Below are 18,840 nucleotides of genomic sequence, written 5' to 3'. Positions count from 1 at the left end.
GTTGCAAGACCGCTCGGACGTTGAAGCGCGACCTTCACATTTTCCAGAACCGTCAGATGCGGAAAAGTGGCCGAGATCTGGAACGAGCGCACCAGACCCATCCGCGCCACCCTGGCCGGATCGGTCTTGGTGATGGTTTCTCCCAGAAGCGTAATCTCGCCACTTGTCGGCTGGAGGAACTTGGTGAGCAGGTTGAAAACGGTCGTCTTGCCTGCACCATTCGGACCGATCAGCGCGTGAACGCGGGCATGTTCCACATCAAGATCGACGTCTTTCACCGCATGAAAGCCGCCAAACGATTTGCCCAATCCGCGCGCAGAAAGAACAATCTTCGACGGCTCTGCTTCTCGCAGAGCCGTAGCATTTTGAATTGCCGTGTTCATCCAATCAGCCTCTTACTGCGTGACCAGAGGACAGCCGCCCTTGTCGATCGGACGGAACGCTTCATCACCCGGAATCGTACGCAAGACTTTGTAATAGTCCCACGGCCCCTTGGACTCTTCCGGCGACTTGACTTGAACGAGATACATATCGTGGACCATGCGACCATCTTCGCGCAGCTTGGCGTTGCGAGCGAAGAAATCGTTGATGTCCATAGTGCGCATCTTGTCGAACACCGCCTTGCCGCTCGTGGACTTTGCGGCTTCGGCAGCTTTGAGGAAGTTCATGACCGACGAATAAACACCGGCATGAACCATGGTCGGCATCTTGCCACCCATCCGTTCGCCAAACCGCTTCGACCAGGCACGGGTCTGGTCGTCATAATCCCAATAAAAGCCGGTCGTAAGCGTCAGATCCTTAGCTGTTTCAAGCCCAACGCTGTGCACGTCGGAGAGAAAGAGCAACATGCCAGCGATCTTCTGCCCGCCCTGAGCAACGCCATATTCATTGGCCTGTTTGAGGGCTGTCATCGTATCGCCGGATGAGTTGGCAAGCGCAATCACATCCGCACCGGACGCCTGGGCCTGAAGCAGAAATGATGAAAAGTCGGTGGTTTCCCGCGGATGGCGCACAGCGCCGATCACCTCGCCGCCACTCGCCTTTACTGCTTCTGCCGTATCGCGTTCAAGGGCATGGCCAAACGTATAATCGACAGTGATGAAGTACCACTTCTTGCCCCCTTCCTGCGTCATGGCCCGCCCCGTTCCATTGGCGAGTGCATAGGTGTCCCAGGTCCATTGCGCGGTGGTCGGTGAACAGGCTTTACCGGTCAAATCCGAGGATCCCGCCGTCGATGCCAGAAATGCCACATCTTTGTTGCGGGTGATCTCCTGTACGGCCATTGCGACCGAGGAGGTGGGAACGTCAATGATTGCCTTGACATTATTCTCATCGATCCAGCTTCGCGCCAGAGCCGAACCAATATCGGGCTTGTTCTGGTGATCGCCGACGATGATCTCAATCGATTCGCCATTCAATTTGCCACCAAAGTCCTCAACAGCCATCTTCGCCGCCACGACGGATCCTTCGCCCGCAAGGTCAAAATTCATGCCGGACATATCCGTCAGCACGCCCAGACGCACAGGTTCAGCCAAAGCCGGACTTGCAATCATCATCGCGGCAAACGCGCTCGAAAGCATCGTTGATTTCAATGTCATAGGTTTCCTCCTCCCAAATAACTACGAATTCAGACCGATTGACTGCTGCGTTCGGCAATCAGCCTGGCTAGATAAAACTGATCTGCTTCATAAGGTGCGGCCCAGTTGGCACGGTGTTCCCGATCAATGGCTCTCTTGGTCATCCGCAAGGCAAGCGGCGGACATTCCGCGATGTCTCCCGCAAGAAGCGTGGCCGCCGCAACCGCCTCGCCCGGCGATGATACTCTGTCACAAAGACCGAGATTGAGGGCTTCCTCCTCTCCGATCCGGGCATTGGTGAAAAGCGCTCGCTTTGCCCGCGTCGGTCCAATCAGCGATGACAGCAGCGGCAGTCCACCCCATCCAAGCGTCATGCCAAGGCGAACTTCCGGAAACTGGAAAAATGAACCCTGTGCCATGACCCGAAAATCGGCGGCCAGAGCCAATATTCCACCACCGCCCACGGCCGGCCCCTCGATGGCCGCAATAATAATCTGGGGCAGAGTACGCCAGCGTTCACACATGACACCACCAAGCGCCATTGCAGAATGGCGGGAAACCGTATCGGCATTGGAACGCCAGAGCTGGTCATCGTTGAGATCGACGCCGGCTGAAAAGCGGCTCGGCGTTCCGGTCAGAACGATAACCTGAAGCGTGTCGTCCGTAGAAAGCTCATCGGCTGCCTGGATGAGCGCGCTGATTGATTCTTCGTTAAGGGCGTTAGCCTTACCACCACGGTCATAGCGCACAACCGCGATCGACCCTTCGCGCTGAATATCGACAACGGCCATTTCCCCTCCCGGATGAATTGTCTTTGACATACTACTGAGTATGTTGCATATTCCAAACGGGTTTGCAACGGCCCTCTTTAAAGGGTAGTCGCAAACTGGGTAGGAGGATTTCAGAACATGACACCAGACCAGCGCGCGCTTGACCGCGATCATTCCGTGTTGAGATATATTCTCGATCGTTACGCAGCCGAACGTCCGATGGCACCTTTTGTGGATTTTTGGCCATCGCTCGAATGGGATTATCGCACAACGCGCGAGCGCGTTCGCCGACGCGCTGCCACGTTGCAGTCGCACGGCGTGAAACGTGGTGACCACGTTCTATGCTTCATGGGCAACGGTGAGGATCTTCTCGTCACCTGGTTTGCAATCAACTATATCGGCGCCGTTTATGTCCCGATAAACACAGCCGCGCTTGGCCGTCCGCTCGAACATATCCTTGACGATGCCGACGCGCCTGTAATGGTAGCCCGCGCCAATCTCGTGCAACGCTTGCAGGATGTTGCACCGGGCAAGCTGCGCAAGGTTCTCGTGGTGGAGGGAACCACCAATTGTCAGGTCACGGGCGTCAAAGTCCTGCCGCTTATCGACGTGGAAGTCGTTCAGGAAACCGATCTCGTTCTCGATAAGCCAATCGAGCCCTGGGATACGCTTGCCATCATGTATACATCTGGCACAACGGGCAACGCCAAGGGCGTTATAACCTCCTATGTGCAACTTTATACCATGGGGCCTGACGCCTTTGACTGCGTGGACGAAACGGATCGCTGCTTGATTTGCGGTCCGATCTTCCATTGTGGATCAACGCTTTATGTCTATGCCATGCTGGCGCGCGGGCTTTCCATAGGCATGATGCGTGAATTCAAGACGCAGCATTTCTGGCAGGCGGTCCGCGAAACACGTTCGACCTATTGTCTACTGCTCGGGGTGATGGCGAGCTTCCTTTTAAAAGAACCCGTTTCCACAGATGATCGCGACCATCCGCTTCGCCGTGCGTTCATCACTCCTTTTGGTGAAGATGGTCCGCTTTTCGCGCAAAGATTTGGCGTGGAAGCCTGGACAATCTACAACATGACAGAGATTGCAAGTCCGCTTGTCGCGGGACCAGACATCACCCAGAAAGGCATCGCCGGTAAGCCACGCCCCTGGTATCAACTGCGTATCGTCGATGAAAACGATATCGAAGTGCCAGATGGAACCGCTGGCGAACTCATTATTCGTTCGGATCGTCCATGGGCCTTGATGAAGGGCTACTACAACAATCCGAAGGCGACCGTCGAGGCCATGCGCAATGGCTGGTTCCACACGGGCGACAGTTTCCGCAAGGATGAAAACGGAACCTATTTTTTCGTTGACCGCCTGAAGGATGTCATCCGGCGGCGCGGTGAGAACATTTCTTCCTTCGCACTGGAAGCCGAGGTACTGTTCCACGATAGCGTGCGGGAATGTGCGGCCATCGCTGTGCCGAGTGAGCTGAGCGAGGATGAGGTGCTGATTGTCGTTACACCAGTGGAAGGGCAAAGAATCGTCGCTGAAGACTTGATTGCATTTCTCGCCGCTCGCCTGCCGCGCTTCATGGTACCGCGCTATGTACGGATTCTGGATTCTCTACCGAAAACCTCAAGCGGCAAGATTCAAAAACATGTCCTGCGCAGTGAAGGCATTACCGGCGACACAATCGACCGGGAGAGCGTCAGAATTGCGCGCATCGGCTAACTTCCGGTCTTCCTGGCTATTCGAAAGACGAGATACCCATGAAAAATTTCGTATTCAACACCACACCCTCAATCCATTTGCAGACGGGCGGTGCGGCGCATATCGCCGATATAGCCGGGCACCTTCTCGGCGGACGGGTCTTGGTAGTAACCGACAAGGGCCTACGTAAGCTTGGCCTGCTCGATCCCGCCATAAAGAGCCTCGAAACGGCAGGTGTTGCCGTCTCGATCTTTGATGCTGTGCAGGCCGACCCGCCGGAAAGCAATGTCCTTGCCCTCAAAGACCAGATCATTGCGCATAAAGCGACAGGGGTACTAGCGATTGGCGGAGGATCCTCAATGGACGCCGCCAAGCTTGCGGCGCTCATTGCAAGAAGCGGAGAGAAACTGGTCGATATTTACGGCGCCAATCTGGCACGCGGTCCCCGTCTACCGCTGGTTCTGGTGCCAACGACAGCAGGCACGGGATCGGAAGTCACACCCATTTCCATCATAACCACCGGTTTGTCACAGAAAATGGGCGTGGTTTCACCACTTCTGCTGCCGGACATGGCTGTGCTGGATGCCGATTTGACGGTCGGCTTGCCGGCAGCGGTCACCGCCGCAACCGGCATCGATGCAATGGTGCATGCGATTGAGGCTTATGCATCGGCATCGGCCAACAACAATCCGATATCGCGCTCGCTGGCGCGCAACGCCCTGCAACTGCTCGGCGCCAATATCCGCATTGCGGTCTTTGAGGGCGACAATCGCGATGCACGCGCTGCCATGTTGCTCGGTTCGCTGCTTGCCGGTCAAGCCTTTGCCAATTCTCCGGTTGCAGCTGTTCATGCCCTCGCCTATCCGATTGGCGGACATTTCCATGTGCCGCACGGCTTGTCCAATGCGCTCGTGCTTACGCATGTGCTGCGCTTTAATCTGCCGGAAGCGAGCCATGTTTATGCAGAAATTGCAGCAGATGTTTTCCCGGAACTCGGTGCAGTATCGGCAGAAAAACGTGCTGAAGCCTTTGTCGAAAAACTGGCAGACCTCAGCCGTGAGCTCGGCGTGCCACAAACTTTACGCGAAGTGAATATCACGGAAGATGATCTGTCCCTGCTTGCGCGCGACGCCATGAAACAGACGCGTCTTCTGGTCAACAATCCACGCAAGGTAACCGAGGCGGATGCCTTGGCGATTTATAAAGCCGCATATTGATAACAACACGAGCAACCTAATGAAAAAGGCCGGTTTTCACCGGCCTTTTCGTTTCCAATCAACAAATTTCGAACAGGCCCGCAGCACCCATGCCGCCACCGACGCACATGGTCACAACCACATAGCGTCCATTGCGCCGTTTGCCTTCGATGAGGGCATGCCCGGTCATTCGCGCGCCCGACATTCCATAGGGATGGCCTATCGAAATAGCGCCGCCACTCACGTTCAGCTTTTCATTGTCGATGCCAAGCTTGTCGCGGCAATAAAGCACCTGTGCTGCAAAGGCTTCATTCAACTCCCACAGATCGATATCATCGACCGTCAGGCCATGCTGTTTGAGCAGTTTCGGCACGGCATAAACCGGGCCGATACCCATCTCGTCAGGCTCGCATCCAGCGACGGCCATTCCGCGATAAATACCAAGTGGAGAAAGGCCCCGCTTTTCCGCTTCTTTTGCTTCCATCAGCACGGATGCCGAAGCACCGTCCGACAATTGTGAAGCGTTTCCAGCGGTAATGAAGCCCCCCTGTGCTACAGTCTGGCCACCGGAAAAGACTGGCTTTAATCCGCGCAAGCCTTCCAGTGTAGTTTCAGGGCGATTGCCCTCGTCCATCGCCAGCTCAACCATTTTTGCGGAGACTTCGCCTGTGGCCTTGTCCTTTACCAGCATGGTGGACTGAATCGGGACAATCTCAGCATTCAGGCGTCCTGCGGCTTGTGCAGCTGCAGTGCGCTGCTGCGATTGCAGCGCATATTCATCCTGCGTCTCACGCGATACACCATAACGCGCCGAAACGATTTCCGCCGTCTCGATCATGCTCATATAGCTGGCAGGCAAATGCTCCGTCAGCCAGGGATCGCGCCAGCGATAAACGTTCATATGCTCGTTCTGCACCAGCGAAATCTGCTCCACGCCACCGCCAATCGCAATCGTCATACCATCGCCCGTGATCTGTTTGGCGGCCGTTGCAATAGCCATCAGCCCCGATGCGCATTGACGATCCATCGATTGGCCCGGAACTGAAACCGGAAGTCCTGCCCGTAACAAGGACGTGCGGGCGATATTCATGTGCGTCGTGCCTTGCTGAAGCGCAGCACCGAGAACGACGTCCTCTACTTCCGCGCCATCGATTCCCGCGCGCTCGACCGCAGCGGCAATCGCGTGGCCAGCCAGCGCTGGCGCAGTCGTGTCGTTGAAGGCTCCGCGATAGGCTTTGCCAATCGGCGTACGCGCAGTTGATACGATTACAGCTTCTCTCATCAGAGCTCCTCCACTGACGCTGGAACGTAAAGCCTTACGGCTAATTCTCTCAGTTCCGGGGTAAGCGGAACAGGCCGCCGCGTGTCGCGGTCAACATAGACATGCACATATTCGCTTTTTGCTGCGGTAAGTTCTTCGCCATCCCTGAAGATACCGAAGCCCCACAACAGACTGGTATTGCCGATATGCTCGACGCGAACCCCGACAACGACATTATCAGGATAGGAAATCTCGGAGAAATAATTCGTGGAATTGCGTGCAACGATACCAATGGGCGTGGTTCCGTTCAATTCCAGTGCACCAGCCGCTATAAGCGAACGGTTCAAGGCGGCATCACAATATTGCATGTAGACGACATTGTTGACGTGGCCATAAATGTCCATGTCGCTCCAGCGCGTCTGCATTTCGTAGAACTCCCAATAGGCTGATCGGGGTTCAGCCTTCGGGCGGGGTTTTGAGGCCGTCATTCGATAGCCTCATTAGCGCGCGACGTAGCGATGATGCGATCCACATGCGCCAGCCCGGCATCGGTCTCGATGAAACTGGTCATGTCATCAATTTTTGTAAAAGCAGCGGCAACGGCTTCCGGTGTTCGCTCGCCTTTCGGCAGATAAACGCCTTCGCTTTCCACAATTGCCATGCGAGCCACAATACCGGCACCGGCCAGAAGCACCGTGCGGCTTGGCGCTTGTTCGCTCACGAGAAAAAGAGCAGCGGGAACGACATTTTCGGGCGCGAGACGTACCAGCATTTCTTCGTCCAGCACATCGCCGGTCATGCGCGTGGCCGCAGTCGGGGCAATCGCATTGACATGAATATCGTACTTATCACCTTCAAAATGCAACACATTCATCAGGCCGACAAGCCCCGCCTTGGCCGCACCGTAGTTGGACTGGCCGAAATTCCCATAAACGCCCGACGTGGAAGTCGTCATCAGGATGCGGCCATAGTTCTGGCCTTTCATGATGTCCCACACAGCGCGGCTGGCATTGGCCGATCCATTAAGGTGCACGTCAACCACGGCGCGAAAATCGGACATCTCCATCTTCGCGAAGCTCTTGTCGCGCAAGATACCGGCATTGTTGATGAGAATATCGATGCGACCGAATTCTTCAACCGTGCGCTTTGCCAGCGCCTGCATGTCTTCGAATTTCGTAACATTGCCCGCATCAGCAATCGCCGTGCCACCGGCAGCGCGAATTTCCGCCACGACTTTTTCTGCTGCTTCGGACGCACCGCCAGTTCCATCGCGACTGCCGCCAAAATCGTTCACAACTACTTTAGCGCCACGCCCCGCCAGTTCAAGCGCATAGGCGCGCCCAAGTCCGCCACCCGCACCAGTTACAATTGCGACGCGATTTTCAAAAGAGATGGTCATGGCAGTCCTCAACTCGTTGTCAGTATCAGCCAGTCTGCGGCGAGCGCTGGCTTGGATTCATGTTCGATTTCAACCGTGGCGTTCAAAGTCTTGAGTTCGCCGGTCCCTTTCGGCTGCGCCGATTTGGCGGCAAACACGCCGCGTATCCTGGAGCCAACCTTTACCGGGGAAAGAAAACGGACCCTATCAAAACCATAGTTAATCTCGACCCTCCCCGGCGCAACTTCCGGTAAAACCTGACGGCTGAGTTTAGTCAGAAGACCGAGAACCAGAAAGCCATGCGCGATGGTACCGCCAAAAGCAGTTTCAGACACCGCCCGTGCGGGATCAGTGTGAATAAACTGGTGATCATCAATCACATCGGCGAAGCGATCGACAAGTTGCTGGTTGATTTCCATCCAGTCTGAGCAAAGAGGCGCCCCATTCACAGGCGCAACCGATGCGGTCGCAGCTAAATTCTGTTTTATTTCCAATGATATGTCCTCCGATCGTTGAAAAATGAGCCTTTGGCGCATCAATCAACAACATACTGAGTAGTATGCACTTGAACATAGGTTTGTCTAGTGGCATTTTCGTGGATAAATTTTATAGCTTTGAGAACTCCTCAAACCCGCGATGAATCGGAGAAACAAATGGCTGAAAGCCGCCGACGCAATCGAACAGACAGTACTGGTAATGCAGTAATCCTGGAAACGGCTGCCCAGTGCTTCATGGAACAGGGGTTTTCTACGACCAGCATCGACGACGTTGCACGCCGCATGGATTCCACCAAGGGCCGCATTTATCACTATTACTCGTCCAAGACCGACTTGTTCTTCGATGTGCATCGCGAGGGAATGGCCCGTCTGTTCAATGCCGTTGAACCGGCCATGATCACGAAAGGCTCGGCTTTGCATCGACTGCAAGAGATGCTGATGGCACATGCACTCGCCATGATGAACAACGTTGCTTTCGAAGCGGTTGTGGTCCAAGGCGTGCACATGCACAAGCTGGCGGCAACGACACCAGATCAGCGCCGCACACTCAATGAGCTTATTTCTATTCGCCGTCGGTTCGAAGATTTATTCAAGCAGGTTATCCGCGACGGGATCGATGACGGCAGTATTCGGGAGGTCGATGTGTCGATAGCTGCCAAAGCCGTACTCGGCGCCATCAACTGGTTGTCCATCTGGTATCAACCAAGAAGCGCTGAAACCGAGAACGACAAGATCGCGTTGGCCAAAGAGATTGTGGGTATCCAGATAAATGGGCTTCGAGCTTCGAGAATGAAGACGACGCAGTAAACCATGCTTCCATGCATAATAACTGCTGATACTGACGCCTGCGAAAGCGCCTAGCCGTGACAGAGACATGTGGGCCTTCTCCATATCGATGAACGCAAACTTCATCGACTTGTCTCCCAAGCGAAGAAGGCCGTCGCTTTTTTAAACATCGCGCTCCTGACGAGGGAGCTCATTTTCTTTTCGCTGGCGGGCAAGCTTGGCTCATCTCTTCATGCGGACCAAAAACACTGGACCGCTGATTTCCGAGGCCAACGTGACCGATTCCTTCGCACGCACGCTGCCGACATCCGAGATAATACTGTCCAAATCACGTGTTTGTACGGAGTAAGATTCGACTGTTGTAGCGGACTGAGCTCAGGTCGTGATTGGCTGTTGAGAAGTTTTGATACAGCCAAACCGGTCAACTTTTGAGCCGATTAAGTGCTTACCTCGAAGAGAAAGCAAAAGACCGTGAACTTTATGTCGCAAATCCAGAAGTGCAGGCTATGCCTTTTCTAAGAAGCATCAGTGGCTATTTATTTCCACGTCTGCTTCTCGGTACTTCCACTCGAGATCAAGAAATGAATCAAAGCCTGATTGATACGTCGGTTGAAAGTTCCCTCAAGCTATGGAGGAGCAAACCTCTTGGAGGTTAATGGGGGGCGGCTCTTGGCAAGCAGCTAAAACCTCCAAGTAACACCCAGAACTGGTCCGGTGAGGCGTGAATCGAACACGTAGCCATCACGCTCGTAATCAACATGCAGCGCCTTATAGCCTGCTGAAACCGACAGGTGATCGGAGAACACATAATTGACGGTTGCAAGTGCCGACCAAGTCAGTTCAGAACCCGCGCCAAAGCCCCCAATATCCGCCTGCGACTGCAGGGAAAGCTTGTCCGTTAGACGCACGAGAGCCCGCGTCCCGACCACCGGATCCATCCAGTTGAAGCTCTCACCATAGCTGCGCGATAGGCCGAGCGCCTTGACTGTCACATCGTTGGAAATGCGCCAGAAGCGTATGCCGGCGAGCGCATCGAGCGTGAATTTCGACGTGTCAACAACGCGATAACCGGCTTGCAGCGTGGCCATGAACTGCTTGCCGTCCACGTCCCCCTTGACAACGGTTCCCGATGGAACCGCCAAGGGCAGTGGCGGAAGATTACCATAAGCGTGGCTTTCGGTGGTATCGACATACATCATATCGCCCGAGACAACGAACCGATCAAAGCGGCCCCAAACATTGACGAAGCCACTGAAATTGAGATCGCTCAACACATCGGAAAAAGACTTTTCAACGCCGATGGTCGGGGCGCGCTGGAAAGGCGAAATATCCCCCTTGAGACCCGCGGCCCAGACATAGGGCGTGATTTGCAAAGCCCAGCGCTGACTTACCACGGCAAATGGAGTCTCGGGCGGGATAGTAACCGCATCAGCAGCATTCGCGGTCTTCACGCCCGAAAACGACAGGACAACAGCAACGACAAAATTACTCAGTCTATTCATATTGCGTCCTTCAAGCAGAAATTGGGTTCTTGTCTATGCGTCATCCTTTTTGATGAGCTTCATCGTTCGATCTGGATCGGCAATCCACGAAATACCATGGAGCGTATGGCCATTCGGTTCGAAAACTCCCAGGAAAGCCCAAGGAATCCGAAGCGACAACATGTATATTAGAGGATACTTCAATAAAAAAACTCCCCCAAATTTCCCGGCGCTCGTCCTTGCAGAATTATAACTTGTGCTGGGTCTAAGTGATTTCACCATCGGCGCTTACTGTACCCATACATGGGAAGGCGAAGCCTATATCGACGCCATCGTCATGCATTCATGGCTCGGCATCGGTACGGAATCGGTCGCAGACTATAGTTCCAGCTTCCATGGCAAGGAACGGACAGCCTCTCTCGAAGCAGGCAAGAAGTTCGCGATCAGCAAAAAATGGGTGATCGAACCGCAGGCGCAGATTTACTGGCAGTATCAGAACTTCGATAAGGCTACCGATCCTGGCGGCACCATCCGTTACGACAATAACGATTCCTGGATGGGCGTATTGGAGCGCGCCTGCAAGGCAATTACACGATTAACGACCTGCCGTTCAATCCGTTCGTACCGGCCAATGTATGGCATCAGCTCAAAGCAAGCGATACTATCTACTTCAATAACGACAGGCTTCGTTCATCCTGGGAGGAAACCAGTCTTGAACTCGGTACTGGTTTCAAGACCAAGGTTAACGACAATACTGCGCTCTATGCCAATGCATTTTACGAATTCAACATCGGGGGCGAGCGTTTCAGGCTTCTCTCCGGCAGCACGTGTTTCGTGGTAACACATCGGAGCTATACGCTCGAATTCTTAGCAATGCAGACGGCCTGCCACAGGAAGGAAGACAATAGAGGGTTAGGCGATTGCGCCGGAATTATTTCGGTCGGGCCTCGCTGCTTCGCCGTCGCAGTTTCACGAGGTCAGGTCACTTACAGCATGATCGCGACTGCTATGGTCGGCAATGAAAGACAGCCAACCACAGAATTAGCTGACGCCAGTCCAATTGCGATATAGGATATATGCCGCAACGATAAAAATTATCGCAGCGAATATGCGGTTCAAAGTGTTCTTATATGCACTCAATCGCGTTGCGAGCATCATTCCAAAAAGCCCTCCGACAACGCCGCCTCCGATAAACTCGGCAGCGAGCCACCAATCCACCAGACCCGAACTGGCATAGTTCAAAGCCGTGGCCAGTCCGAAGGCCCCCACCGAAAGAAGCGACGTTCCGATTGCATTGATCATCGGCATACCCGTTGCCAGCATCAGGCCGGGCACGATCAGAAAGCCCCCGCCAATACCGAAGAAGCCAGATGCAGCGCCCGAAGCGAGAGCTACCGCTGCCGTTGTGAGACACATTCTCAAGTCAATCGGACGGCGTTCAACATCTATCTTCTTTTTGGGCTTCAGCATGAACAGCCCGACGACAATCATGAGAATGCCGAACAGAAAGATGAGACGGTCACCGTCCAAAGCTTTCCCAAGACTGGAACCTACAAGTGCACCGACGACGCCGAGCGTGGAAAAGACGATACCACAGCGCCACCAGACGTGCCCCTTCATCGCATGGCTCACAAAATTCGCGAACGCATTGACCGAAACAGCAAGCGCACCCGTGCCGATGGCGATGTGCGGCTGGCTTACACCAACAACGTATAGGAGCAACGGAGTTGCAAGGATTGAGCCGCCACCGCCGAGCAATCCCAGCATGAAGCCAACAACACCTCCGGATCCTACTGCCGCTATGATAGAGTTACTCAAGGCTGTATGCTCCCAATTCTGTCACGCATGACCAGCACTCATTTTTCTTTCTCCACGCAGAAGATGTCATAAAGCGAGGCGACCAATCGCGCCGCTTTATCTTCCGCGAGCTTGTAAAATATCTGCTTTCCTTCCCGTCGAGTTTCGACGATCTCGGAGCCGCGCAGCACCGTTAGGTGCTGCGACAGATGTGGTTGATGAACATCGACTTTCTCTTCAATCTCTCCGACAGAGTATTCACCTTCCACCAGCGTGCAGACAATCATCAAGCGCACTGGGTGGGATAATGTTTTTAACAAATCCGCCACCTCGCCTGCACGCAGGGAGAGCTCTTTCGGAGAAAGCCCTTCCTTCATCATTGACTTCATACCAATGTTCACTCCCAGGTGGCTCCTTCCAATGCATCCAGAGGAAACTTGAGATAGCGCTTGCCATTGGCTTCCGGCTCAGGGAGGCGTCCTCCACGTATGTTCACCTGTAGAGCATGCAGGATGAGCTTCGGCATTGGCAGCGTTTTGTCGCGCTTGTTTCGTAGAGCAACGAACGCCTCTTCCGATACGCCGGCGAGATGCGGATTGTGCTTCTTTTGATCAGCCACGGTGCTTTCCCAACGCGGTTCCCGGCCGCCTGGCTGATAATCATGACCGGTGAATATCCGCGTTTCGTCAGGAAGTGCGAGAATATCCTGGATCGAGTCCCACAAGACCTTCGCGCTCCCACCAGGGAAATCTGCACGTGCAGTACCGCTGTCCGGCATAAAGAGTGTATCGTGCACAAAGGCAGCGTCGCCGATTACATAAGTGATAGAGGCGAGTGTATGCCCCGGAGAGAACATAACTCTGGCATCAATGGAACCGACCTTGAATGTCTCCCCATGGGCGAACAGCCGATCCCATTGCGAGCCGTCGGTGGCCAGCTCGGGCCAGTTGTAAATCCCCTTCCAGAGTTTCTGGACGTCGATTACATGCTCGCCTATCGCCGTTTTCGCCCCGGTTTTCTCCTTCAGATACTGCGCTGCGGAAAAATGATCCGCATGCGGATGGGTGTCGAGAATCCATTCGACCGTCAAACCGTTATCGCGGACGTAATCGAGAATTGCATCGGCATTGATAGTCGCCGTTGAACCTGACTTCTCATCAAAGTCGAGAACAGGATCTACGATCGCGCACATGCCTGTTGCCGGATCGGATACGACGTACTGAACGCTCCAGGTTCGCTTGTCGAAGAACCCCTTTACCTCCGGGCGATGCTCAGCGAAGCGCTTAAGCCATGCGGCTGCGGCACTCGTATCAAAGCCGTGCCCACGTCCGAACGGTACAACTTCGTCAATAGACATACGCCCGTCCAAGACCTCGCCGATCAGGTATAGGCTGAGCGAACGCGTACCTGTCTTGCAATGAGCGAGCACGGAACCTTCAGATTTTCCGACCGCCGTCTGAAACGCACGCACGTCAGCTTCAGTGATCGAGTTCATGGTAACCGGAATGAAAGCATAGGAAAGACCGCCCTGATGGGTTGCATCACGCTCGGCCTGATTTCCAGGCTGGTCTGCATCCTCTCCGTCGGGACGGTTATTGATAAGTGTTTTGAAGTTGCTGCTGTGCAGCGAGCTGAGTTCTTCCCGGTTTAGTTGCGAAGATACCGATAGCTTCTCGGATATCGTGGTGATGGCCATTTCTGCCTCCAATATATCATTATATGAAATACTATAATATATATTATATGCGTTTTCAAGCCCGCATCGCAGGGCTTTTTCACGTAGCTTTCACTGAGCTTCTGCCAACAGACCGAGCGCAGTTCCGTTATGACGGCATCGCTTCGGCGGCATACCTGACACTATATAGGCTACGGCCCCATCATCCTCCGACACCTGAACAATTCGCTCACCGGAAACTGGCATCTCAGGCGTTATCGCAGGCGGCGTGTTGGCAGTAAAACTCACGGCGAATATCGATGTTTTGCTCAGTACGGCAGCCTGAAAACTCCGTTGGACATTTTGCGGCAAGTTGTGTGAAGAAGATTGACCGTAATCAGTGTGAAGCGGATGAATGCATTTTATCGTCCGTTCGTTCTGTAAACCGGGGAGACCTGTAGAATGCGATTTTCAGGTGAAGATCGATCAAAAACAACCCTTTTGATTTTTGCCTTCTGCGGACTTGTCATCGGGCTCGGCTTGCATTTCTCCGGCTACTCATTTGGCGCGCGACTAATTTGGACTATCGCCACTTTGCCTGTGCTGGCGACTCTGTTCGTCGAAATTCTCCGGAGTTTATGGCGAAAGGAGTTCGGGCTGGATATCGTCGCGGCGTTGTCGATGTCGGCCGCGCTGGCATTTGGGGAGATGCTGGCGGCTTCGATTGTCGCCCTCATGTACACCGGCGGTGCCTTCCTTGAGAGCTATGCCGAAGGACGGGCACGCCGTGAGATGCATGCTTTGCTGTCCCGTGCGCCCCGAACGACAGTACGTTATATTGATGACCATCTCGAAGAGGTTGCCGTCGATACGGTTCGTCCAGGTGATCGCCTGTTGATCCGCCAGGGAGATGTCATACCCGTCGACGGGCGCATCACTTCCGCAAAAGCTTTCGTCAACACGTCTGCACTGACCGGAGAATCGCTTCCGGCTTCGCTTACATCTGGAGCCGATGTACTAAGCGGATCAACGAATGCTGGCGATGCGTTCGATATCGTAGCCACTCACGAAGCGAAAGACAGTACTTACGCTGGCATCGTTCGCCTCGTAGAGGAGGCACAGAATTCCAAGGCCCCGATGTCGAGACTGGCGGATCAATGGTCTGTCGGTTTTCTGATCGTGACTGTTATGATCGCGCTCGGTGCGTGGTGGTTCACAGGAGATCCGATAAGGTCGGTAGCCGTTCTTGTCGTAGCGACACCATGTCCTCTCATCCTTGCGGTTCCGGTGGCTCTTGTTGCTGGACTGTCGCGCTCCGCGCATTTTGGTGTATTGGTGAAGGGCGCCCGTCCATTGGAGAATATGGCTCGTATCAATACACTAGTTCTGGACAAGACCGGAACGCTGACTGATGGCCGCCCACAGATCACCTTGATCCAGCCCGAGCCAAGATTCACCGAAAATGAGGTATTGTGGTTCGCCGCTTCCCTTGACCAAGTCTCCAAACATCCAATGGCACAAGCTCTTGTCGCTGCAGCTCAGGGGCGCCGCATAAATCTTGTACTGCCAACTGACGTTAGCGAGCTGGCAGGCGATGGAGTGGCTGGCAGAGTGAATGGTAGAAGTGTCATTGTCGGCGGGCACAGCTTTGTTGAAAGACAAGCTAATACAAAACTTAGTGAAATCCCCAGCACGGAAGCTGGAGCGGCCCTCGTTGCAGTCGCAATAGACGACAACATCGCGGGCTATATCGTAATGGCTGATCCGTTGCGCGGCGATGTGGTCGATACGTTAAGCGGTTTGCGCAAGGACGGCGTCAGGCGCATCGTGCTGGCGACAGGTGATCGCGCTGCTGTGGCCAAACGCATCACCAACGGCTTGGGGCTTGATGCCATCTACTCGGAACTTTCACCCGATCAAAAGGTGCTGACCGTACTCAGCGAGCGCAAGAATGGCCCTGTGATGATGGTAGGAGACGGCGTCAACGATGCGCCTGCGCTTGCAGCGGCAGATGTCGGCGTTGCAATGGGGGCACGGGGAGCAGCTGCATCGGCTGAGGCAGCTGACGTCGTTCTTCTCGTCGACAGAATAGACAGGCTCCGCACGGGGATAGAGATTGCAAAGCAGTCACGGCGGATTGCCATTGAAAGTGTTATAGTGGGTATTGGCCTTTCAGTTATAGCCATGGTCGCTGCAGCGTTCGGTTATCTGTTGCCTGTCCAAGGTGCATTGCTCCAGGAGGTGATTGACGTCGCCGTTATCCTCAATGCGCTTCGAGCGCTAAAAATCTCACCTAACATCGACTGAGGGTCGTAGCGCCACGAAAGAATGCGAGCTCGTGAAAAATGCACCAGCATCCTTTCACCGAATTGCGGATTCTTTAGCGTGCCTTTCGACCAGCGCGTCAGTGCGATCGCGGGACTGGTTCGGCTACAGGAGTCATCTCTGGACAATCTCGCAGCCCCAAGAGGGCGATGTTACGTTAACTTGAATCCGGATTCATCAGAGATGTTGCGGCGAAGATTGCCCTCAGGCAATGACTGCAGGCGGAGCTTTCCATTCTGTGATCGCCAAAGTTACGGTGAGCGCTGTTTTCGGATGCGGAGTGTTATGAGCGGGGTGCAAGGCCGCACTGCAATACGTCCATCATCATTGTCGAAACGTTTGCAACGGAACCGTCATTACTGAGTTTGGGCAGTATACTCTTGCGGGATGAGAATAGATACGGTGGCGCCACCACCTGGCCGATTGCTAAGTTCAAGTTTTCCGCCATGGGCGGTTGCGATCGCCTGTACGACAGACAGGCCGAGCCCCGTTCCTCCCGTAGCTCTGGAACGAGACGTGTCTCCGCGCCAGAACGGATTGACAGTTATTTCACCCGTTTTTTCAGGAAAGCCGGGGCCGCGGTCATGGATATGGACCGCGATAAAGCCGTCGGCACGCAGTTCCGTTTGGCATCGCAACACCCCACCGCTCGCAGCATATCGACAAGCATTTTCGAGAATTGCGAGTATGGCCTGCCGAATGCGCTGGCAATCGGCGACCGCCTGCATCGGCATCAATTCTTTCTCAACTGCGAGCTTGCTTGCAGCAAGCATAGGCTTGGCTGCATCGAGCACGGCATCCACCAGCTCGGCTAGTTCAAAATGCTCACGGTCCATGACAAGCTTTTGTCCTATCGCAAGCGACAGGGTACGCAAGTCTTCGACAAGCCGAGACAGCCCCTCGACCTGTAGCAAGAGGCTTGCTACAGTTTTGGTATCCAATGGAAATACGCCGTCCACCATTCCCTGCATCGAGCCGCGCAATATGGTAAGCGGCGTGCGCAACTCATGCGCTACGGCCATATTGTTGAAGCGCAGCCTTTCTTCCATGGTTTCAAGACTTGTCGCCAGCGCATTGAAGCTGTCAATGAGGCTTTTAACCTCTACCGTGCTTGTATGAGACTCATCCAGTCTGACAGAAAAATCTCCAGATTTCAGCCCTTCTGCGACCTGTGTCAGCTGTTCCAGAGGTCGTGCGATCCTCCTGGCCAAATATATCCCGATGATGCTGCAAATAAGCGCGGAAGCCAGTCCGCAGACGAGTACCGAAAGATAGAGTTGAAAATCGACAGGGTCGGAAAGGCTATCGAGGTGGTCGAACAATTCTCTTATTGCCGCCGCTTCCGGCACGATACCGGAATTCATATCGCGATAGGCCTGGGCTGCATTGGCAGGCAGGCTTTTTATCACGCCCTCTTCAAGATAGGCCGCGTAAGAGGTCACGCCCAGATAAGCCAGGCCAACGCTGAGCAGAAGCATGGCGGCAATTATGATCGCAGTCAGTGTGGCAAGCGGAAGCGCGGGGAGTTTCATTTGGGGTCTGCCAAGCGATAACCGATACCGCGGACTGCGGGGAAGAAATCTCTCTGTCCAAGCGCCTCAAGCTTCTTTCGCAAATTTGATATGTGAGTATCCACCGTGCGAACCAGCGCATCGCTTTCCGGCAGGCAGGCATCTAGAATATCGGCGCGATCAAAGGCATGTGTGGGACGGCGGACCATATAAGCGAGAATTCTGAACTCGCTCAGGGTGAGTTGGAGAGCAATCCGCTCTCCGTCACGATTGACGAAAGCCGAATAAGCATTGAAATCAACCTCAATCGATCCGAACCGCCGGAGGGTCTCTTGCTGATCTCCTTTCGTACGGCGCAGCACCGCCTTGACCCGGGCAACCACCTCCTGCGGGTTGAACGGCTTTACAACGTAATCGTCCGCACCAGGACGAAGGCCGCTGAGCCTGTCGATGTCTTCGGCCAGAGCTGTCACCATGATCACGGGCGTACTTCTGGTCTGCCGCAAGCGCGCCAGCACAGCAAAACCGTCAAGTTTGGGGATGCGGACATCCAGCAAAACAATATCCGGCGACAGCAGTGCGTGATGTTGCAGCGCTGTTTCGCCATCGGCTGCCCGTACCGTGCGATAGCCTTCCCGTACCAGATAGGCATCTAAAATCTGCGCAATTTCCGGCTCATCTTCCACAATAAGAACGAGACTGTTGTCCACCAGGGGCTCCAAATTCTTCTCGATGTATTCGACTTTCACCTAGGCAAAGGTTGTGCGGACTATGACTGGCAATTCTTGAACGTGCAATTTCCAAACACTATGCGCACGGTGCACGGACCCGTTTTAGACACGGTGCTGTCTTGATCTTCGCAAAGTCTTGATAATCGGACCTCAAATCGCAGTC

The 18,840-nt window shown here is 54.3% G+C and carries 18 protein-coding genes and 1 pseudogene; 5 read left to right on the top strand and 14 right to left on the bottom strand.

The features are described 5' to 3' along the window. From FJQ48_RS22800 to FJQ48_RS19965, 3 genes are all read right to left on the bottom strand, one after another. Positions 1-383: ATP-binding cassette domain-containing protein (locus FJQ48_RS22800; RefSeq protein ID WP_247870433.1), on the bottom strand; the 383-nt coding region annotated here is incomplete at its 3' end. 12 nt (positions 384-395) lie between these two features. Next, on the bottom strand, positions 396-1,598 hold the full coding sequence (locus FJQ48_RS19970; RefSeq protein ID WP_139976658.1) for an ABC transporter substrate-binding protein: 1,203 nt from the start codon (positions 1,596-1,598) through the stop codon (positions 396-398). 29 nt (positions 1,599-1,627) lie between these two features. Next, positions 1,628-2,368, bottom strand: coding sequence for an enoyl-CoA hydratase/isomerase family protein (locus FJQ48_RS19965; RefSeq protein ID WP_139976657.1), 741 nt, complete (start codon positions 2,366-2,368; stop codon positions 1,628-1,630). Between the two features lie 117 nt (positions 2,369-2,485). Between FJQ48_RS19965 and FJQ48_RS19960 the strand changes: the two genes are divergently transcribed. Next, entirely contained in the window at positions 2,486-4,081 is a 1,596-nt protein-coding gene (locus FJQ48_RS19960) for an AMP-binding protein (RefSeq protein ID WP_139976656.1), read from the top strand. Between the two features lie 38 nt (positions 4,082-4,119). Continuing rightward, positions 4,120-5,277, top strand: coding sequence for an iron-containing alcohol dehydrogenase (locus FJQ48_RS19955; protein ID WP_139976655.1), 1,158 nt, complete (start codon positions 4,120-4,122; stop codon positions 5,275-5,277). Between the two features lie 58 nt (positions 5,278-5,335). Here FJQ48_RS19955 and FJQ48_RS19950 read toward each other — a convergent pair whose 3' ends face one another. Genes FJQ48_RS19950 through FJQ48_RS19935 form a run of 4 tightly spaced genes read right to left on the bottom strand, consistent with a single transcriptional unit; the run spans position 5,336 to position 8,383 of the window. Continuing rightward, on the bottom strand, positions 5,336-6,538 hold the full coding sequence (locus tag FJQ48_RS19950) for an acetyl-CoA C-acyltransferase (protein ID WP_139976654.1): 1,203 nt from the start codon (positions 6,536-6,538) through the stop codon (positions 5,336-5,338). Then, positions 6,538-7,005: a thioesterase family protein gene (locus FJQ48_RS19945; RefSeq protein WP_139976653.1), complete on the bottom strand. Its 468-nt coding sequence runs from the start codon at positions 7,003-7,005 to the stop codon at positions 6,538-6,540. Before FJQ48_RS19945 ends, FJQ48_RS19950 begins: the two co-directional genes overlap by 1 nt. After that, positions 7,002-7,916, bottom strand: a complete 915-nt coding sequence (locus FJQ48_RS19940) for an SDR family NAD(P)-dependent oxidoreductase (RefSeq protein WP_139976652.1) — start codon at positions 7,914-7,916, stop codon at positions 7,002-7,004. The genes FJQ48_RS19945 and FJQ48_RS19940 overlap by 4 nt, the downstream gene beginning before the upstream one ends. An 8-nt stretch (positions 7,917-7,924) precedes the next feature. Beyond that, on the bottom strand, positions 7,925-8,383 hold the full coding sequence (locus FJQ48_RS19935; RefSeq protein WP_273793330.1) for a MaoC family dehydratase: 459 nt from the start codon (positions 8,381-8,383) through the stop codon (positions 7,925-7,927). A 165-nt stretch (positions 8,384-8,548) separates the two neighbouring features. On the opposite strand from FJQ48_RS19935, the gene FJQ48_RS19930 reads away from it, so the two are divergent. Next, entirely contained in the window at positions 8,549-9,199 is a 651-nt protein-coding gene (locus FJQ48_RS19930) for a TetR/AcrR family transcriptional regulator (protein WP_139976650.1), read from the top strand. 3 nt (positions 9,200-9,202) lie between these two features. On the opposite strand, the pseudogene FJQ48_RS19925 reads toward FJQ48_RS19930, so the two are convergent. Next, positions 9,203-9,437 (bottom strand): annotated as a pseudogene (locus FJQ48_RS19925) (IS3 family transposase); the annotation flags it as partial. 421 nt (positions 9,438-9,858) lie between these two features. After that, a complete protein-coding gene (locus tag FJQ48_RS19920) occupies positions 9,859-10,680 on the bottom strand; it encodes a hypothetical protein (RefSeq protein ID WP_180350262.1) in 822 nt (273 codons plus the stop codon). Between the two features lie 235 nt (positions 10,681-10,915). Between FJQ48_RS19920 and FJQ48_RS19915 the strand changes: the two genes are divergently transcribed. After that, positions 10,916-11,500, top strand: a complete 585-nt coding sequence (locus tag FJQ48_RS19915; RefSeq protein WP_139976649.1) for an autotransporter outer membrane beta-barrel domain-containing protein — start codon at positions 10,916-10,918, stop codon at positions 11,498-11,500. 200 nt (positions 11,501-11,700) lie between these two features. Here the strand turns inward: FJQ48_RS19915 and FJQ48_RS19910 are convergent, their stop codons facing one another. Genes FJQ48_RS19910 through blh form a run of 3 tightly spaced genes read right to left on the bottom strand, consistent with a single transcriptional unit; the run spans position 11,701 to position 14,152 of the window. After that, positions 11,701-12,477: a sulfite exporter TauE/SafE family protein gene (locus FJQ48_RS19910; RefSeq protein ID WP_139976648.1), complete on the bottom strand. Its 777-nt coding sequence runs from the start codon at positions 12,475-12,477 to the stop codon at positions 11,701-11,703. A gap of 38 nt (positions 12,478-12,515) precedes the next feature. Next, positions 12,516-12,863, bottom strand: coding sequence for a sulfite-sensing transcriptional repressor BigR (gene bigR / locus FJQ48_RS19905; RefSeq protein ID WP_180350270.1), 348 nt, complete (start codon positions 12,861-12,863; stop codon positions 12,516-12,518). Continuing rightward, positions 12,854-14,152, bottom strand: a complete 1,299-nt coding sequence (blh, locus tag FJQ48_RS19900; RefSeq protein ID WP_139976646.1) for a bifunctional sulfur transferase/dioxygenase Blh — start codon at positions 14,150-14,152, stop codon at positions 12,854-12,856. Before blh ends, bigR begins: the two co-directional genes overlap by 10 nt. A 420-nt stretch (positions 14,153-14,572) precedes the next feature. On the opposite strand from blh, the gene FJQ48_RS19895 reads away from it, so the two are divergent. Then, a complete protein-coding gene (locus FJQ48_RS19895) occupies positions 14,573-16,417 on the top strand; it encodes a heavy metal translocating P-type ATPase (RefSeq protein ID WP_139976645.1) in 1,845 nt (614 codons plus the stop codon). Between the two features lie 374 nt (positions 16,418-16,791). Here FJQ48_RS19895 and FJQ48_RS19890 read toward each other — a convergent pair whose 3' ends face one another. Further along, complete coding sequence (locus FJQ48_RS19890) at positions 16,792-17,967, bottom strand: ATP-binding protein (RefSeq protein ID WP_139976644.1); 1,176 nt, start codon at positions 17,965-17,967, stop codon at positions 16,792-16,794. Continuing rightward, complete coding sequence (locus FJQ48_RS19885; protein ID WP_139976643.1) at positions 17,964-18,656, bottom strand: response regulator; 693 nt, start codon at positions 18,654-18,656, stop codon at positions 17,964-17,966. Before FJQ48_RS19885 ends, FJQ48_RS19890 begins: the two co-directional genes overlap by 4 nt. Positions 18,657-18,840 lie beyond the last annotated feature (184 nt).

The sequence above is a fragment of the Ochrobactrum sp. CGA5 genome (assembly GCF_006345815.1).
Taxonomy (GTDB): Bacteria; Pseudomonadota; Alphaproteobacteria; order Rhizobiales; family Rhizobiaceae; genus Brucella.
Note: the sequence above shows the minus strand (reverse complement) of the source record. Positions and strands in the feature narration are given on the sequence as shown.

Excerpts from the sequence above, each read along its gene's own strand:
- FJQ48_RS19970 (WP_139976658.1), bottom strand. The coding sequence starts at position 1,598 with ATGACATTGAAATCAACGATGCTTTCGAGCGCGTTTGCCGCGATGATG.
- FJQ48_RS19965 (WP_139976657.1), bottom strand. The coding sequence starts at position 2,368 with ATGGCCGTTGTCGATATTCAGCGCGAAGGGTCGATCGCGGTTGTGCGC.
- FJQ48_RS19960 (WP_139976656.1), top strand. The coding sequence starts at position 2,486 with ATGACACCAGACCAGCGCGCGCTTGACCGCGATCATTCCGTGTTGAGA.
- FJQ48_RS19955 (WP_139976655.1), top strand. The coding sequence starts at position 4,120 with ATGAAAAATTTCGTATTCAACACCACACCCTCAATCCATTTGCAGACG.
- FJQ48_RS19950 (WP_139976654.1), bottom strand. The coding sequence starts at position 6,538 with ATGAGAGAAGCTGTAATCGTATCAACTGCGCGTACGCCGATTGGCAAA.
- FJQ48_RS19945 (WP_139976653.1), bottom strand. The coding sequence starts at position 7,005 with ATGACGGCCTCAAAACCCCGCCCGAAGGCTGAACCCCGATCAGCCTAT.
- FJQ48_RS19940 (WP_139976652.1), bottom strand. The coding sequence starts at position 7,916 with ATGACCATCTCTTTTGAAAATCGCGTCGCAATTGTAACTGGTGCGGGT.
- FJQ48_RS19930 (WP_139976650.1), top strand. The coding sequence starts at position 8,549 with ATGGCTGAAAGCCGCCGACGCAATCGAACAGACAGTACTGGTAATGCA.
- FJQ48_RS19920 (WP_180350262.1), bottom strand. The coding sequence starts at position 10,680 with ATGAATAGACTGAGTAATTTTGTCGTTGCTGTTGTCCTGTCGTTTTCG.
- blh (WP_139976646.1), bottom strand. The coding sequence starts at position 14,152 with ATGGCCATCACCACGATATCCGAGAAGCTATCGGTATCTTCGCAACTA.
- FJQ48_RS19895 (WP_139976645.1), top strand. The coding sequence starts at position 14,573 with ATGCGATTTTCAGGTGAAGATCGATCAAAAACAACCCTTTTGATTTTT.
- FJQ48_RS19890 (WP_139976644.1), bottom strand. The coding sequence starts at position 17,967 with ATGAAACTCCCCGCGCTTCCGCTTGCCACACTGACTGCGATCATAATT.